This window comes from Microcoleus sp. LAD1_D3, from assembly GCF_036702135.1.
In the GTDB taxonomy this organism is placed as follows: domain Bacteria; phylum Cyanobacteriota; class Cyanobacteriia; order Cyanobacteriales; family Microcoleaceae; genus Microcoleus.
This window is the reverse complement of sequence record NZ_JAUBSB010000064.1, coordinates 1-15,935: the sequence shown is the minus strand read 5'-3', so window position 1 is coordinate 15,935 and position 15,935 is coordinate 1. Positions and strand designations below refer to the sequence as shown.

Sequence of the window (15,935 nt, the reverse complement as noted above, 5' to 3'; positions counted from 1 at the left end):
GAACAGTGACTCCATCAGGCTTAAAAGTTGACTGTTTATAGGTTGCTTAACTGAGATATCACCCGCTGCGCTCGCTTGACTGCTATTTTGCTAATCTTGAACAGTTCGGGTACACTATTGTTATAATCTGCTTCGTTTCGATCCCTTCTCAACTTTTCCAAGTTCCTCCCTATATTTTGACGCTCGGCCTCAGAACTCTGTTTGAACTGCTGCAGAACATACTTGTGAGCATCTGCCGTTTTCGGAATAGAATGCCCTTCTGTTTCCTGCAAGTAATTTCTAGCACTGATAAAAGCTGCATAATATGCCCGACTGATAGCCGAACGCATTTTGGCTTCTTGATTTGCAGGAGGAGTCGGTTGACCGATAAATTCTTTTGCTAGATTCAGGTACTGCGACCAGTCAAAAGTCATTATTAGCGCACGCCACAACTAAAAACTCTCCGCACCTCATACGGCAGAGGTAGATACCAATCCTCTGACAATTTTTCTTCTTTGTCAAGTGCCTCGTCTATGATTTCATCGGCGTCACCATCAATAATAATATCCAGAAATAGCTGCGCGGAGTTAATAAATTCCGAGTCTGCCTCAACTTCAAGGCCCAACTTTTTACCGGGGAAGTAATTGAAAATTTTGTCTGGTGCTTCCAGCAATACGGGAATCAAAAACTGATATTTTTCCAGAAACTGCAATATTTCAGTTTTCCCCCGGAAGCTGTACAATTTTTCCAGAGATTCAATATCGGCACCAGCAACAGGATTTAGCTGGGTTAAGCTTTCATGCAGCAGTATCTCAGCTAGGCTGTGGGCATCAAGTTGACGACGTTTCGCTTCTGCTAAAAGCCTTTCGCTGTCTTCAGGAGACAGTTGGATTGTCAGGGTTTGAGAATTGCTCGCGGTTTGCATATAGATTGTATAATCTAAGGTTTGTTTTCCCTGTTTCCATTCTGCCTTATTCTAACGGTTTCAAAGTAGTAGGATTTTCCCGAATCGGTTTAATAAAACGGCTGTTAGCCCGCACAAAACAATTACCCTTATCCGTTGAAACCGGCAGCCAAGGTTTGCCCTGAGAGTCAGCAATCATAATTTGATTGGCATTATTTCCTGTCACCGCTTGCAAGCGCTGTCCCCGCCGAAACGCAGTCACCACAGGCCACTGTGAAATCTTGTGTTTATTTCTTTCAAACAACTCAGCAGGCGCATCCAAACCGTCTACAGAAATTGAGCGAAATTTCTGAGCCATCCGACAATTCAACCCTTGAGAATCTGAGTCAACAACCACCCAATTTACCTGTCTGTTCCCCCGCTGTCTCGCAGGTGGCACCGGATAATCACCTTGCTGGTTAGCAACAGGTATTGCTGAGGCTAAATTAGCCCCTATTCCTAAAATCCAAGCCGCTGCCAGAAAGACAATTTTACTTTCTGCTTTCATTGCTACCACAAATCCTTTAATTCGAGCTAATTACAATTTTATAATACCTGCCAGATCCCCGTCATTCCGGCATCCCACCTCCGACAGTTCCCGCAACTCATTAAGAATGTGTTATAAATATTGAGATTCATTAAGAAATATTGCTCAAATGCTCGTTTCCCCCTCCGGCGTCAGCAAACTCAAAGAATCTTTAAAAGAAAAAGTATTCTTTGGGAATGAGCCCACCCCCGAACTCATAGCCATCTTACTGATTTACTTCGTCCAAGGCATCCTCGGACTAGCCCGCTTAGCCGTCAGCTTCTTCCTTAAAGACGAACTCGGCATGAGTCCGGCAGAAGTCTCGGCAATGCTGGGCGTCGTCGCCCTACCTTGGATTATCAAACCCGTGTTCGGCTTCATGTCCGACGGCTTGCCGATATTCGGCTACCGCAGACGCCCTTACATCGTCCTCTCCGGGCTGCTGGGAACGTCAGCATGGGTGAGCCTCGCAACAATTGTACACACGCCGCTTGCCGCTACAGGCGCGATCGCCCTGAGTTCCCTCTCCCTCGCCGTCAGCGACGTAATCGCCGACTCCCTGGTAGTCGAAAGGGCCAGAAAAGAATCCGTTACCGACGCAGGTTCCCTGCAGTCCTTATCTTGGGGCGCTGCAGCCCTCGGCGGACTAATTACCGCCTACCTCAGCGGTTCCCTGCTGCAACACTTCAGCACTCACACAATATTTTTAATCACCGCATCTTTCCCGCTAATTGTATCAGCAACAGCTTGGTTAATTGCCGAAGAAAAAACCAACAAAAGAACCGACTTTGAAACGGTCAAAGACCAACTAAAACAACTGCGGCACGCTGTTACCCAAAAAACAATTTGGCTGCCCACCGCCTTTCTCTTTCTCTGGCAATCCACCCCAAGCTCAGACTCCGCCTTCTTCTTTTTCACCACTAACGAATTAGGCTTTCAACCAGAATTTCTCGGACGAGTGCGCCTCGTTACCAGCATTGCAGCCCTCGCCGGGATCTGGCTGTTTCAGCGCTTCCTCAAAACAGTTCCATTTCGAGTAATTTTTGGCTGGTCAACGGTCATTGCGACTGCTTTGGGCATGACTACTTTATTATTAGTAACTCATGCGAACCGAGCTTTAGGAATTGACGATCAATGGTTCAGCATCGGAGACAGCCTGATCCTGACAGTAATCGGACAAATTGCTTATATGCCGGTGCTGGTACTCTCCGCACGATTGTGTCCCCGAGGTGTTGAAGCAACTTTATTTGCCGTGTTGATGTCAGTCACCAACTTAGCAGGACTTATTTCCCACGAAGGCGGTGCACTTTTGACCCACTTGCTAGGAATTACCGATCGCAATTTCGATAACCTCTGGCTGCTAATTGTCATCACAAACCTGTCCACACTTCTGCCACTACCGTTCTTAAATTGGTTGCCCGCTGATAGTACAGAAAGCGGCGATCCAAACAATCAAAAGTCTCTTCCCGTATTAGAACCAGAAATGGGCAGTTCCAAACCAGGCGGACAGCATTTCATGCCCGAATACTTTCCCGACTTAGTACCGACAGTAAGGTCACAAAGCCGCACCGCAGACAGCAAATAAAGGCAGGCACACACGGATTTTGACACGGATACACGGATGAATTTAACTGTGTTTCCCCATTCTCCGAATTTCCTTCTCTCTGCGCCCTCTGTGCTCTCTGCGGTTATAAAAATTCGCTCCCGTAACACCAATGCCAAACTTACAACTTTCCCCACCTCAAACAGCCGCCCCCAACCCATCATACGATCGCACAGACTGGCAGCGCGGCTACGAATCCCAACCCAACGAATCCGATTACTGGATTGACGACATAGAAGGCGAAATCCCCGCCGGCTTGCAAGGCACATTCTTTCGCAACGGGCCCGGATTATTGGATGTCAACGGCCAGCGCATCCACCATCCGTTTGACGGCGACGGGATGATTTGTGCGATCGCAATATCCGAAGGCCGCGCCCATTTCCGCAACCGATTCATACACACAGAAGGCTATCTCGCCGAACAAAAAGCCGGAAAAATCCTCCACCGAGGCGTTTTCGGCACACAGAAGCCAGGGGGCTGGCTAGCCAACATCTTTGATGTCAAAATCAAAAACATTGCCAACACCAACATCATTTATTGGGGCGACAAACTGCTAGCACTTTGGGAAGCAGCACAGCCCTACAGACTCGACCCCCGCACCCTAGAAACACTCGGCTTAGACACCCTAGACGGCATTTTACAACCCGGTGAAGCTTTCGCAGCCCACCCCAGAATTGAAAAAGGGAAAAATGGCACAGGAGACAGATTAGTAAACTTTTCTGTCAAGCCCGGCTTGTCGAGTACCATCACGATTTACGAATTCGACGAAAGCGGTAAACTTTTGCAGCGTCACGCCCATGCAATACCGGGTTTTGCCTTCCTGCACGACATGGTAATTACCCCGAATTACTGCATATTCTTCCAAAATCCCGTCAGCTTCAATCCGCTGCTTTTCGTGTTAGGATTTCGGAGTGCATCCCAGTGCATTCAATTTTCCCCAAACAAGCCAACGCAAGCAATTTTAATTCCCCGCAACGGCACTGACGAGGTGAAGATATTAGAAACTGAACCTTGTTTTGTCTTCCACCACTGCAACGCATGGGAAGAAGAAGGCCAAGTTTTTGTAGATTCAGTTTGCTACGAATCATTTCCAACTGTAGAAGCGGACGGCGATTTTCGCGAGATTGATTTTGACAGCGTTCCAGCGGGCGAATTGTGGCGGTTTAATTTAAATTTGCAAGACAACACGGTGCAGCATCAAGTTGTTGAAACTAGGTGCTGCGAGTTTCCAACTTTGCATCCGAATAATGTCGGACAACCTTACCGATATCTTTACATCGGTGCTGCTGATGCTCCCACGGGAAATGCTCCTTTGCAAGCTATCCTCAAAATGGATTTCGTGACTGGTGAAAGGCACATTTGGAGTGCCGCGCCGCGTGGTTTTGCGGGGGAACCGGTGTTTGTTCTCCGTCCCGATGCTGTTGCTGAGGATGACGGCTGGCTGCTGGTTTTAATGTATGATGCAGCTAATCATCGATCGACCTTAGTGATTTTAGATGCTCGCGACATCACCAAAGGGCCCCTAGCGCGCTTGCATTTAAAACAGCACATTCCCTACGGTTTGCACGGAAGTTTCACACCAAATGTATTGCTTCCTACAGGTTCGCACTAGCGCGCTGACTCGTCTGGTTGTGGCGCCGCTCGCCACAGCCCGCCGGGGGTTTAAACCCCCGGCTCACAGCGAAAGTCCTCTAAAAGAGGACTAAAACCAACATTTATTATCGATCGAGTTTCTTTAGTCGGTTTTAACCGACTCTAGCTATGAGCCAGGGGTTTAAACCCTGGCTGACTGACTGCGGAGACTGCGGGAAATACTAACAACAAATCAAAACATTACATATCCATAATAAATGCAAACTGTCAAGAAAGTTAATCTCAAAAAAATACTTATTTTAATTGGCAGTATCGTCGTATCTTTTGCAATCATCTTATCTATTTACTCTCACAATGCTAACGCCCAAGAGCCTTACAATTCCCCTCCCGAAAGCGCTGTAGCGTCCAAAGGCTTGGTTGAGGTCAAAATGACAGTAATTGCCGTTGACCCCATTAAAAATGAATTAGAAGCCCGCTTGCAGTTTGAACTCAAAGGTATCTATAAAAAAGGGCCAACCTACCCGGCTCAAGACTTGTTAATGACAGTTAACGGCGCAAATGTACAGGATTCGGAAATTACCTTTAAAGAAGGCAAACCGATGATTGTCCCTGCATTAAAGTTTAACTTAGTCAAAGGAAAAATTAACAATTACCCGTTTGACAGGCACATTGCTAAAGTTGCTATTTCGCTCGACCCGCTGCCTTCAATTGGCAAAAAGTTTGCTCCATTTGAACTGAATCCCGTGCCGCTGGAGTTTAATTTTCATGCCGACGTTCCCGGTTTCGACATCAGTTATAAACCGATGGAAGAGAATTCGTCTATATTTATTTATATCGATGTTTCTGCAACTCGCTCCATCCCGGTGAAATTCTTTGCCTTAGTGATTATTGTCATCATGTGGGTGCTGTCAACTATGGCGCTTTTGCTAGCATTGAAAGTGATGAAATCCGGCAAGTTGCCGGAAGTGGGAATGCTGAGTTGGACTGGTGTGATGCTGTTTGCTTTTCCCGCTATTCGCAATGCTCAACCAGGGGTGCCTCCGGTGGGAACGGCAAGCGATTTCCTTTCGTTTTTTTGGACGGAAATTATTGTGGTGGTGGCGTTAGTGATTATCGGTAGCTGTTGGTTAAAGCGGTATCATCCGCCAATTGAATGATTTGAGATTTGAGATTTGAATAATTTCCCCCAGAGATAAATCAGGGGGCTTGTACCCTGGATACTTTCAATTAACAGCCAACAGTCAACTGTTAACTAAATTCAAAGATTCACTTTTTGACTTCTAAATTCTCAATATCATTTGCGGGTACTCCCAAACCTCGCAAAATAGTAAAAGCCATAATTCGATATCCCGATTGATTTGGGTGTACTCCATCTGCAGCCAACAAATTCAGAGTCTTGCCCGCGTGCTTTTGATACGTGCCGATAACTTCCCGAAAAGGCGTATTCAAATCAATAAACAAGCACTGATTCTCTAACGCAATTTCTCGCATCGCGGCAACATACTGTTGCAACCTGCGATTTTCTGGCCCGTCGATACTTTCCCCTATCAGAGTAGGAGAAAGCAGTACAACTCGAATTCCTGCGGCTTTTGCCGCCAGCACCATTTGAGTTATTTTATCTCGATATTCTGCCAGCGGCACTCCCGTGGGCAAGTTGCCTTGCGGATAAAACTGAAGGTTTTGGAAGTCGAAGAAAGCGTGCCAAACGTCGTTGACTCCGGCGTTAATCGTGACTAAATCTGGCTTTTGGTCGATCGCATCTTTTTGGAAGCGCGCTTGCATATCAGTCGCCTTGTTACCGGAAATTCCGGCGTTGACGATTTCGATTTTGCGATCGGGATAAACGGCATTCAGATAGCGTTCCAGCAGCCAAACGTAACCTCCGGGGTATTTCGCAGCCTCGGTGATGCTGTCGCCCACTATCACAATTTTGCGCTTGCCGGCGAGCAAGTTCTGGATTTCTGGTGCCGGCGTTGCTTGGGATACGGATTCTTTAAACACTGGAATTAAGGAGTGAGGAAGGTTGAAGGCGATAACAGCAGCAATTACGGCAATGGCAAGTCTAATTAAAAATTGCCTCAGCCGGGGTTTGGGACGGGGCGATAGCGCATTGGGAGACATTACGCAGATTCCTATTAAAACTCTAACTATTTATGTCTGCAATAATATTATCCATTTCAGGGGTTTTTGTCACTTATTTCAATAACTCAGTCCTGGACTAACAAAAACCTGGTTTGGACGCCACATCCTAAGTTATAAGCCTTAAGGCAGAAACCTGGTTGTTGACCCCGCCTGCGTAAGTTGTACAGGTGAAATCACTGAGGTTTTTGTTGCCCCGATCAGTCCGTGTAATTGCCATCACAAAAAAGTTCGCCCACTGTCACATGATTTCTGCTACTTACGGCACAACTTTAGCAGGTGTTCGCGGTTTATAATATTATTGATTAGTTCAGGAAACAACTTTTCATGCGAGGTTAAAGCAATGGTAGCAAATTCAAATTTTTTATATCCTCAAAATCGTTATTACGGTGAAGTAAAGCCAGAGAATTTGGTATTTAATGCGAATTTACAAGAGTTTTCTCAGCGAGTGGGTTACATCAGTTCCTTGACATCTAACGGTAAAATCTCTGTGGAACAGGCATTTACTCAGATCCAAACACTGTGGGAACAGGTGGAAAAGTCGAAAAAGCAGTTGGGAATCGGCGAAAATCCATTTTCTGCTTGAATAATTAGCGGTTGGCTTGGAAGTTGAGTTATGCGCGATTGATGCCGATCCATTAATCGAGAGCTTAAGATCAAAAAGTAGCTAGTTGACGATCGACCTTTTTGCCTATGAGTTCCGATTTAGTACCTCTCCTTCCCAAAGTATCCGTCGGCCGCCGCGCCGCGGCCCTCTGCATCGACGGAATCGCAGTTTGGCTGCCCAGTTTGCTTCTGGGTACTAATGCGATCGTCCAAATCATATTTTTTGTCCTACTGTGGCTGATCATGCGCGTAGCCATCGTCAGGAAAAACCAAGGTCAAAGTCTCGGGCGCTGGGCCTTGGACATGAAAATTGCCGATACCAGATTCCAACGGACTCCCGGAGTGCAAGAACTGTGCAAGCGCGAGGCATTGCTGGGTTTTTGCGCTGCCTTAGCCTTCGCAGGTATAGCTGGGCTCACATCTACAAACGCCGCCGTCTTGCTGCTGATGCTGCCCCTGGCCATCGACTGTAGCGTTGCCCTCACCTCCGCCGAAAGATTTCCCCAAGCTTTCCACGATCGCATCGGCGGGACGATCGTCGTTGGAACCCGCCGTGGCTACTCCCTCGACATCAAAGTTAGAAGATTGCTTGACCAAGTGCAGAGCAATGTGAGAAGATAATAAATTGTGTTTAAATTAGTCGAAATTTATTTAGAATTATGGCTAAAGGCGTCCGCATCATAATTACTCTAGAGTGTACTGAGTGCCGTACAAACGTAAGCAAACGCTCAAAAGGCGTGTCTCGGTACACCACCACCAAGAACCGTCGCAACACGACGGCGCGGCTGGAACTCAAAAAGTTCTGCCCCCACTGCAACCAGCACACTACCCACAAAGAGATCAAGTAGTGATTAGTCATTAGTCGTTGGCAATTGATATTGACCCGCGAAAAGCAGATAACTAACAAATGCTTTACTGACGGCTAGCAAGTAACGGCTAATAACTAAAAACTCACAGTCAACAGTCAATAAACAACAGTCAACAAACAACAAACCATGACTTACTTTCGCCGGCGCGTTTCGCCCATCAAACCAGGAGACCCGATCGACTACAAAGATGTCGATTTGCTCAAAAAATACGTCACAGAACGCGGTAAAATTTTGCCCCGCCGGATTACCGGTTTGACGGCCAAACAGCAGCGCGACCTGACCAGAAGCATCAAAAGAGCAAGAATTGTAGCTTTGATGCCCTTCGTAAACCAAGAAGGTTAACAGGATTTGGGATTTTGGGTTTTAGATTTTGGACTGGGAATAAGACTTGCGCGAAAACAACGTCTTTCTGTCATTAAGAGTGCAGCAAGAATGCAGCGAAATAATCGCAAAATAGGGTTAAGAGTCGCCGCAGCGCAAGTCTTAATCACAAGTCAAAAGTTAAAAAAAAAAGCAAGAATAAAAAACAACTTTTTAGATTTTAACTTTCACAATTGACCAGAAAAATTGCCAATATCCAAAATCTAAAATCGCAAGCTCGAAACTCGATAAGTGGCTACTGTAAAAATCCAAAATCTCAAATATAAAGCTGGCAAGTGGAGAAGGGAACGTTAGTAGAATTTAGAGTGCACGGCGACCGCCGTCTGGCAGTTGCCGATCGCCCCGACGGCAAGAAAAACTGGGTGGTGGTAGACGAAAACAGTCAACCGCACAGCATACCGCCCAAACAAATCACCTACGAAGTAGTCGGAGAAACTTATAAACCCTCCGACATTCCCAAATTTCTCAAAGAAGTAGAAGCATACTCAGATCCGTCGAGTTTGGAAGTCGCTTGGGAACTTTTAGTCGGTGACGGAGAAACAGCAGATCCCGAATCCCTAGCAATGCTGCTATTTTCTGAGAGTAGTGGGGCCCAGTGTTACGCGGCTTACTGTTTGCTATCAACAGACAAACTGTATTTCAAACAAAAGGGCGATCGCTACGAACCGCGATCTGCCGCCCAAGTAGCCGAAATCAAACACCAGCAAGAAGTAGAACAGCAGCGACACCAAGAATCCCAAGGATTTTGGGATCGAGTCAAACAGCGGCTGGCAGGGGAAAATGTAGATTGGGAAAATAGCGATCGAACTCGCCTCGACGCCTTAGAACGCTTTGCCACCCTCGGAGAAGAAGCAACGCACCGCATCCCGGCATTAGAAACTTTAGCCAGCTTAGAACGTTCCGAAAACCCCGAAGCAGCATTTGGGCTCCTAGTCGATCTCGGCCTGTGGAGCACCCACGAAAACCTGTTTTTGCGGCGCAGCCAAATTCCCCTACAATTCTCCGCAAAGGTATTAGAAGTGGCTCAACGCTGCCTAGAAAATCCCCCAACCGACTCCGACACAAATCGTCTCGATTTAACTCACCTGAAGGTTTACACGATCGACGACGAAAGCACCACCGAAATCGATGACGGCCTCAGCTTAGAATTCCTCGAAAACGGCCAGCAGCGGCTGTGGATACACATCGCCGATCCCACCCGCTTGCTTTCCCCCGGAGACGAACTCGACCTCGAAGCCAGAAAGCGCACCACTACGGTTTACCTGCCCACGGGAATGATCCCCATGTTTCCCCCAGCTTTGGCAACCGGGCCGATGAGTTTAATTCAAGGCAAAGAGTGCAGCGCCCTCAGCTTCAGCGTCACATTAGACGAAATCGGCGCGGCTCAAGATTACAGCATCCACATCAGCACCATAAAACCCACCTACCGCTTGACCTACGATGACGTAGACGAAATGCTGGAGTTGGGAATCGAAGCAGAACCGGAAATAGCAGCGATCGCCTCTGCAGCAAAACTGCGCCAAAAATGGCGGGAAGCCCAAGGCGCAATCAGCATTTTCATGCCAGAATCCGTCATCAAAGTCAACGGCGACGACATCAAAATCCACGTCATCGACGACTCCACAGCCCGGATGCTAGTAGCCGAAATGATGATTTTAGCCGGCGAACTAGCCGCCCGCTACGGTCAAGCTCACAGCCTGCCCATACCCTACCGCTATCAGCCACAGCCCGAACTCCCTCCCGATGAAGAACTGCTGGCCGTACCTGCTGGCCCCGCCCGCGCTTGCGCCGTGCGCCGCTGTATGCCCCGCAGCGAAATGGGCCTCACCCCCGGACGCCACGCCGGCTTGGGTTTGGAATTATACACCCAAGTTACTTCCCCGATCCGCCGCTATACCGACTTGCTGACTCACTTCCAAATCAAAGCCCACCTGCGGGGCGAACCCCTACCTTTTACGGCCCAAGAAATACAAGACATTGTGATGTGTCTCGGCACCGCAGTTAAAGAAGCATCCACCGTCGAACGCCAAACCAACCGCTATTGGGGATTGGAATATTTGCGACGCAACCCCGATGAAGTTTGGGAAGCTTTAATGCTGCGCTGGCTGAGGGAAGATAGCAATCTCGGATTGATTTTATTGGAAGATTTGGGTTTAGAATTGGCAATGCGATTTGGTCGATCGGTGGCAATAGGCGATCGGCTAGAAGTCAAAGTCACCCACTGCGATCCGCGATCGGATGTCATTAACTTCCAGGAAATGATATTTGAAGCCGCACAATAGGATTTTAGATTTTAGATTTTGGATTTTGGATTGCAAAAATTTGTGTGGAAGGCTGAAACTGAGCATAAATCTCGTTTTTAGTCGAGTTTCTGACCCCCTCGCATCCCCATTGTCAATGGCAGGCGGGTAAAAAAGATGATGGGTTTATATTTAGTCCTGTAAAATAATCATAATTCTTGTCAGGGCTAGTTCACCTCTGAATCTGTAATATCACCCAGAAATACCGTAAACCGGCCCCGACCAAAATATTGGGGTCGATCGACTGGACATGATATTCAATCGAAGACGGGTAATACTTTTGACGTTAAGTTGACACGGTTTGCTATCTCCTCTGTTCCTCCGTGTCCTCTGCGGTTAATAAAAAAAACTTCACCATTGTAAAAATTGGAAGTTTTTACCGCAGCCTAGTAATCTAAAATCTAAAATCTAAAATTTTAAATTTAAAATCGCAAAATGCCCAATTCAATTAGCCAAGTTCAGCCGCCGCTGGAATTCATACCCTCAGCCTACAACCCGCTAGTGATGCAAGGTTGTAAGCAAATATTCCCCTGGTGGCTGCGATTTCGGACGAATATCAGCCACGTTCAAGCCGAAAACGTCGAAACCCTCGCCGAACTATTCCACCAATTTCAAAATCAGAAAGTTCGCTTCTTGCTAGCATTCCGCCACCCCAACTCAAACGATCCCTACTGTTTGGGACAACTAATTTGGAAACTCGTTCCCCAGGCGGCGCGGGCCAAAGGCATTCCCCTGCAATTCCCGGTACATTCGCACTTTATCTACGATCGCGGCATTCCCCTGTGGGCCGGTGCGGGAGTCGGCTGGTTGTATTCCAAACTCGGTGGCACTCCGATTGTTCGCGGGAAGATCGATCGCGTCGGATTGCGATCGGCCCGCGATTTATTTGTCAACAGCCAATTCCCGATCGCCGCCGCCCCAGAAGGTGCCACCAACGGTCACAATGAAATAGTTAGCCCCCTCGAACCGGGAATTGCTCAAATGGGTTTCTGGTGCGTTGAAGATTTGCTGAAAGCCGGACGCACTGAAAAAGTTTTAATTGTGCCGATCGGCATTCAATACCGCTATGTCAACCCACCTTGGCAACCCCTAGAAAAACTTTTAACTCAATTAGAAATTGATTGCGGACTGCCACCCTTAGATCGCACCGATATCGTCAATTTAGAGACCGCCAATCCCGATTCCGAAAACCACAATCACAAATTCCAATATCTGCGCCTGATTCGACTGGGCAGCCATTTACTAGCAGTAATGGAAGAGTTTTACAGCCGTTTTTATCATAAACAAATACAGCCAAAAACATCTATTTTAACATCATTATCCCTCCCCAACAAAACGGGAAATGATTCTGGCAATGAAGTAATGATGGCTCGACTGAAAGCCCTGTTAGACGTGGGTTTGCAAGTAGGAGAAGAATATTTCAACTTAAAGCCAAAAGGCAGTTTAATAGACCGCTGCCGCCGTCTGGAACAAGCAGGCTGGGAGTATATTTATCGAGAAGATATCAAAGATATTGCAGCACTTTCTCCCTTAGAAAGAGGATTAGCCGATCGCCTGGCTGAAGAAGCAAGTCTTCGGATGTGGCACATGAGACTTGTAGAAAGTTTCGTGTCCGTCACGGGCAGGTATGTCGCAGAACAACTGACAGCAGAACGTTTGGCAGAAACAACTTTACTGCTGTGGGACGTACTGGCTCGCATCAAAGGGGGAAATCCTTTCGGCAGACCGAAGTTGGGCAAACAGCAGGTACAAATGACCGTGGGCGAACCCATATTAGTGAGCGATCGTTGGGATCGATATCAAACCAGCCGTAGGTTAGCAGTTGCCGAACTCACTCAAGACTTGCAATCAGCTTTAGAAGCAATGATTAATTAGTCATTAGTCATTAGTCATTAATCATTAGTCATTAATCATTCAAGTTGTTATAGACTTTAGAAAGAGGTATAATGAACCACTAATAATCAACCAGCGATAATAAAACCAGAAAAATAACCGATGAATAACAAACCTATCGATTTGTCTACTAACTCAATTAAGGTAAAACTGCTAAATAATTTAGCGCAGGAATTGCTCACACCACTCACTTCTGTTCTCGGCATGGCAAGCGTGTTGAAACAAGAAATTTATGGGCCCTTAACGAGTAAGCAAAAAGAATATATTGACGTGATCCAAGACAGCAGCCGCTCTTTGCGATCGCTAGTTGAAGAAATTTTGGAACTGTCAGAACTAAATGATTCCGCTTTCACCTTGAAGCGAACCGCAGTCGATATAGAAACTTTGTGCCAGCAGGTTGTGACAATCCTGTCCTCGGCGGCAAGTAAACGAGAGCAAGAAATTAATTTGTCGATGGGGCCCGGGTCGCGCATCTGGTTGGTAGATAAAGATAAGGTTCAGCAAATGCTGCACCACTTAATTTTTAGCATTATTCAATCTGCTGGGGCAGGCAGCGTGATTCGAGTCCACGTTTCTCGGAAAGAAGACGGTATCAACATTGGAGTTTGGGTTTTTCATCCTTGGTTAGGGGAAAGTTTGCCCCATGCTAAACTCTACACCGACTACTTGTCGAAGGCCGGATCGGGTAGCGGTTCGCCCTCGAACTCCGAAACCGACTCCCCCGGACTCGAACCGCAACTCCCGACACAGGGTTCGCAGCGATTAACGCTGGCGTTTTCTGAATTGGCGGCTTTGGTGGCCCAGAATGCCGAGGATACCGCACCGGTGTTAGCTGGTTACGGGGCGCGGGAACGCTTGGGGCTGCTGCTTTGCTGCCAATTGGTGGAAATTCAAGGCGGTCAACTCTCAATTCAAGGAGCCCCGGAATCTGGATATCGCTACGTGCTCTGGCTGCCCTGCACAAATGCTACGGAATTGTTGGAAGGGTAAAGAAGGAAGAAGGAAGAGGGAAGTTCGGCAACGGATTCTGTAACGGATGTAACGGATGTAACGGATGTAACGGATGTCAGGAAGAGGGAAGAAGCAGTTTACAGGAGGTAACTGCTGAAAGAAGGAAGAAAAATAACTGAACTTTTTTCAATTATCAATTCCCGATTACCAATTCCCGATTACCAATTCCCGATTACCGATTACCAATTCCCGATTAGCGATTCCCAATTCCCAATTCCCAATTCCCAATTACCGATTACCAAGTACAAATCTAAAATAGCAATGAATTCAGTTTGGCAACAGTTAACTCTGGCAAATTTGCCACTATCTCAGTGGCAAAGTAGAAGTTATTTATTCAATTTGGCGATCGGCTCTTTACGCAGTTGGCGGCAGAGTAGCTGGCTGATGCAGTGGGCAGAACCCTTGGGTTTTGTTTTGCTGGCCTTGACTTTCGGTTTGGCGCCGTTTGTAAACAATGCCTTGGTGGGGGTGTTGATGGCGGCTAGCGCTGCATTTTGGGTGCTGCTGACTGTTTCGGACGATCGCCCGATCGCCTTGAGGCCGATTTACTTGCTGGTACTGCTGTACTGGGGCATTGCCACCGTCGCAACGGCGATGTCGCCCGTGAAAGTGGCCGCTGCTACTGGTTGGAGCAAGCTAACGCTATATTTGCTGTTTTTTGCGCTGATGGCTCGGATATTGCGATCGCCCCGTTGGCGATCGTGGTTAATTGCCGTATTTTTGAACGTCTCTTTAGTTGTCAGTTTCTACGGCGTGCGGCAGTGGATTGATAAAGTGCCGCCATTAGCTACTTGGAACGATCCGACTTCTACTCAAGCCAATGTCACGCGAGTTTACAGCTTTTTGGGAAATCCTAACTTGCTTGGTTCCTATTTACTGCCGGCCATTGCATTGAGCGCCGCCGCACTTTTTGTGTGGAAAGGATGGGGAACAAAAATTTTAGCGCTGACAATGCTGGTGGTGAATTGCGCGTGTTTGCGCTACACGGACAGCCGGGGTGCTTGGATCGGTTTTGTGGCTCTACTGGTGGTATTTTTAGTGCTGCTGTGGTACTGGTACAGCCCTTTGATGCCTCGGTTCTGGCGAACTTGGGCGCTGCCGTTAGGGTTAGGAGGTTTGGCTGGAGCCTTAATTTTGGGAGTGGCTTTAGTGGAGCCTCTGCGCGATCGAGTTTCAAGTATGTTTATCGGCCGAGGTGACAGCAGCAACAATTTTCGGATTAATGTTTGGACGGCGGTGATTGACATGATTCGCGATCGGCCAATTCTCGGAATTGGGCCCGGAAACACTGCTTTTAATAAAGTTTATCCGCTTTACATGAAGCCGAGATTCACTGCTTTGAGCGCTTATTCTGTGCTGCTGGAAATTGCGGTTGAAACCGGTTTTATCGGTTTAATGTGTTTCCTGTGGCTGATGACTGTCACCGTCAATCAAGGTTTGTTGCAGATCAAAAATCTGCGGGATTCACAATTTAAAATCTCTAGTTTAGAGGAAGAATCCCAAAATCCCCAATCTAAAATCCAAAATCTCAAATCGAATCAGGGGTTTTGGTTGATTGGGGCGATCGCAACTTTAGCCGGCATGATGGCCCACGGTTTTGTCGATACAGTTTGGTACCGACCGGAAGTTAATATGCTGTGGTGGTTGATGGTGGCGATTATTGCTAGTTTTTACAGCAACTCGCACCATCAGGAATATTCAGCTTTGACGGAGGGCGAGTAGATAGAAGTGCTGGCGGGGTTTTCTCCCCGCCCGGTGCGGATGCGAGCAAGAGGGATGCTATCAATGGCGAAGCCAGACTAATTCCTGCCAAGAAAAAACGACTCCTTTAGGAGTTAATGAGGATTGGGCTAGAAGGCAAGCGTCTTCGTCGCCACCTTACCGATGCTATCAAAAGCTACATTGAACGGCATCGAGAACTATCAGAAAACAACCGCAAATGGCTTTACGTTAATGCTAGTCAACCAGTAACTTGGGTAGTGTTTGGACGCCAAGCCAAGAAATTAGCTGAGGACTTAGGACTGAAAAATAAATAACTTGATGGATTGTCGGGTATAATCAAAAACAGCGCCCTGATTGCTATTTTCTCTAA

16 protein-coding genes are annotated in these 15,935 nt (G+C 47.2%); 12 read left to right on the top strand and 4 right to left on the bottom strand.

Going from position 1 to position 15,935, the window contains the following annotated elements:
* Positions 1 to 35 precede the first annotated feature (35 nt).
* Genes QUA74_RS25010 through QUA74_RS25000 form a run of 3 tightly spaced genes read right to left on the bottom strand, consistent with a single transcriptional unit; the run spans position 36 to position 1,430 of the window.
* Complete coding sequence (locus QUA74_RS25010) at positions 36 to 413, bottom strand: HEPN domain-containing protein (RefSeq protein ID WP_333334485.1); 378 nt, start codon at positions 411 to 413, stop codon at positions 36 to 38.
* A gap of 2 nt (positions 414 to 415) precedes the next feature.
* The gene (locus QUA74_RS25005) at positions 416 to 904 is read right to left on the bottom strand and encodes a hypothetical protein (RefSeq protein WP_333334484.1); all 489 of its coding nucleotides are present in this window, start codon (positions 902 to 904) and stop codon (positions 416 to 418) included.
* Between the two features lie 46 nt (positions 905 to 950).
* Entirely contained in the window at positions 951 to 1,430 is a 480-nt protein-coding gene (locus QUA74_RS25000; RefSeq protein WP_333334483.1) for a hypothetical protein, read from the bottom strand.
* Positions 1,431 to 1,578: 148 nt separating this feature from the next.
* On the opposite strand from QUA74_RS25000, the gene QUA74_RS24995 reads away from it, so the two are divergent.
* The 3 genes from QUA74_RS24995 (at position 1,579) to QUA74_RS24985 (ending at position 5,801) form a co-directional block, all read left to right on the top strand.
* Positions 1,579 to 3,033: a folate/biopterin family MFS transporter gene (locus QUA74_RS24995; protein WP_333334482.1), complete on the top strand. Its 1,455-nt coding sequence runs from the start codon at positions 1,579 to 1,581 to the stop codon at positions 3,031 to 3,033.
* A gap of 130 nt (positions 3,034 to 3,163) precedes the next feature.
* Complete coding sequence (locus tag QUA74_RS24990; protein ID WP_333334480.1) at positions 3,164 to 4,663, top strand: carotenoid oxygenase family protein; 1,500 nt, start codon at positions 3,164 to 3,166, stop codon at positions 4,661 to 4,663.
* Positions 4,664 to 4,901: 238 nt separating this feature from the next.
* Entirely contained in the window at positions 4,902 to 5,801 is a 900-nt protein-coding gene (locus tag QUA74_RS24985) for a DUF4436 family protein (RefSeq protein WP_333334479.1), read from the top strand.
* A 109-nt stretch (positions 5,802 to 5,910) separates the two neighbouring features.
* On the opposite strand, the gene QUA74_RS24980 is transcribed toward QUA74_RS24985, so the two are convergent.
* The gene (locus tag QUA74_RS24980) at positions 5,911 to 6,765 is read right to left on the bottom strand and encodes an SGNH/GDSL hydrolase family protein (RefSeq protein WP_333334478.1); all 855 of its coding nucleotides are present in this window, start codon (positions 6,763 to 6,765) and stop codon (positions 5,911 to 5,913) included.
* Between the two features lie 361 nt (positions 6,766 to 7,126).
* Between QUA74_RS24980 and QUA74_RS24975 the strand changes: the two genes are divergently transcribed.
* From QUA74_RS24975 to QUA74_RS24935, 9 genes are all read left to right on the top strand, one after another.
* Positions 7,127 to 7,369, top strand: coding sequence for a DUF7219 family protein (locus QUA74_RS24975; RefSeq protein ID WP_190658612.1), 243 nt, complete (start codon positions 7,127 to 7,129; stop codon positions 7,367 to 7,369).
* A 107-nt stretch (positions 7,370 to 7,476) separates the two neighbouring features.
* Entirely contained in the window at positions 7,477 to 8,010 is a 534-nt protein-coding gene (locus tag QUA74_RS24970; protein ID WP_333334477.1) for an RDD family protein, read from the top strand.
* A 38-nt stretch (positions 8,011 to 8,048) separates the two neighbouring features.
* On the top strand, positions 8,049 to 8,237 hold the full coding sequence (gene rpmG / locus QUA74_RS24965) for a 50S ribosomal protein L33 (RefSeq protein ID WP_333334470.1): 189 nt from the start codon (positions 8,049 to 8,051) through the stop codon (positions 8,235 to 8,237).
* Positions 8,238 to 8,384: 147 nt separating this feature from the next.
* Positions 8,385 to 8,600, top strand: coding sequence for a 30S ribosomal protein S18 (rpsR, locus tag QUA74_RS24960; protein WP_006631377.1), 216 nt, complete (start codon positions 8,385 to 8,387; stop codon positions 8,598 to 8,600).
* 314 nt (positions 8,601 to 8,914) lie between these two features.
* Positions 8,915 to 10,921: a ribonuclease R family protein gene (locus tag QUA74_RS24955; RefSeq protein ID WP_333334469.1), complete on the top strand. Its 2,007-nt coding sequence runs from the start codon at positions 8,915 to 8,917 to the stop codon at positions 10,919 to 10,921.
* A 453-nt stretch (positions 10,922 to 11,374) separates the two neighbouring features.
* A complete protein-coding gene (locus QUA74_RS24950; protein WP_333334467.1) occupies positions 11,375 to 12,814 on the top strand; it encodes a 1-acyl-sn-glycerol-3-phosphate acyltransferase in 1,440 nt (479 codons plus the stop codon).
* Between the two features lie 120 nt (positions 12,815 to 12,934).
* Positions 12,935 to 13,822 carry a histidine kinase dimerization/phospho-acceptor domain-containing protein gene (locus QUA74_RS24945; protein ID WP_333334465.1) on the top strand — a complete coding sequence of 296 codons (888 nt, stop codon included), beginning with the start codon at positions 12,935 to 12,937 and terminating at the stop codon, positions 13,820 to 13,822.
* Between the two features lie 282 nt (positions 13,823 to 14,104).
* Entirely contained in the window at positions 14,105 to 15,565 is a 1,461-nt protein-coding gene (locus tag QUA74_RS24940) for an IctB family putative bicarbonate transporter (RefSeq protein ID WP_333334463.1), read from the top strand.
* A gap of 116 nt (positions 15,566 to 15,681) precedes the next feature.
* Positions 15,682 to 15,879 carry a hypothetical protein gene (locus QUA74_RS24935; protein WP_333334461.1) on the top strand — a complete coding sequence of 66 codons (198 nt, stop codon included), beginning with the start codon at positions 15,682 to 15,684 and terminating at the stop codon, positions 15,877 to 15,879.
* Positions 15,880 to 15,935: the final 56 nt, after the last annotated feature.

Coding starts and splice junctions, on each gene's coding strand:
- QUA74_RS24945 (WP_333334465.1), top strand. CDS start 12,935: ATGAATAACAAACCTATCGATTTGTCTACTAACTCAATTAAGGTAAAA.
- QUA74_RS24990 (WP_333334480.1), top strand. CDS start 3,164: ATGCCAAACTTACAACTTTCCCCACCTCAAACAGCCGCCCCCAACCCA.
- QUA74_RS24950 (WP_333334467.1), top strand. CDS start 11,375: ATGCCCAATTCAATTAGCCAAGTTCAGCCGCCGCTGGAATTCATACCC.
- QUA74_RS25010 (WP_333334485.1), bottom strand. CDS start 413: ATGACTTTTGACTGGTCGCAGTACCTGAATCTAGCAAAAGAATTTATC.
- QUA74_RS24995 (WP_333334482.1), top strand. CDS start 1,579: ATGCTCGTTTCCCCCTCCGGCGTCAGCAAACTCAAAGAATCTTTAAAA.
- QUA74_RS24980 (WP_333334478.1), bottom strand. CDS start 6,765: ATGTCTCCCAATGCGCTATCGCCCCGTCCCAAACCCCGGCTGAGGCAA.
- QUA74_RS24975 (WP_190658612.1), top strand. CDS start 7,127: ATGGTAGCAAATTCAAATTTTTTATATCCTCAAAATCGTTATTACGGT.
- QUA74_RS25005 (WP_333334484.1), bottom strand. CDS start 904: ATGCAAACCGCGAGCAATTCTCAAACCCTGACAATCCAACTGTCTCCT.
- QUA74_RS25000 (WP_333334483.1), bottom strand. CDS start 1,430: ATGAAAGCAGAAAGTAAAATTGTCTTTCTGGCAGCGGCTTGGATTTTA.
- QUA74_RS24985 (WP_333334479.1), top strand. CDS start 4,902: ATGCAAACTGTCAAGAAAGTTAATCTCAAAAAAATACTTATTTTAATT.
- QUA74_RS24935 (WP_333334461.1), top strand. CDS start 15,682: ATGAGGATTGGGCTAGAAGGCAAGCGTCTTCGTCGCCACCTTACCGAT.
- rpsR (WP_006631377.1), top strand. CDS start 8,385: ATGACTTACTTTCGCCGGCGCGTTTCGCCCATCAAACCAGGAGACCCG.
- QUA74_RS24970 (WP_333334477.1), top strand. CDS start 7,477: ATGAGTTCCGATTTAGTACCTCTCCTTCCCAAAGTATCCGTCGGCCGC.
- QUA74_RS24940 (WP_333334463.1), top strand. CDS start 14,105: ATGAATTCAGTTTGGCAACAGTTAACTCTGGCAAATTTGCCACTATCT.
- rpmG (WP_333334470.1), top strand. CDS start 8,049: ATGGCTAAAGGCGTCCGCATCATAATTACTCTAGAGTGTACTGAGTGC.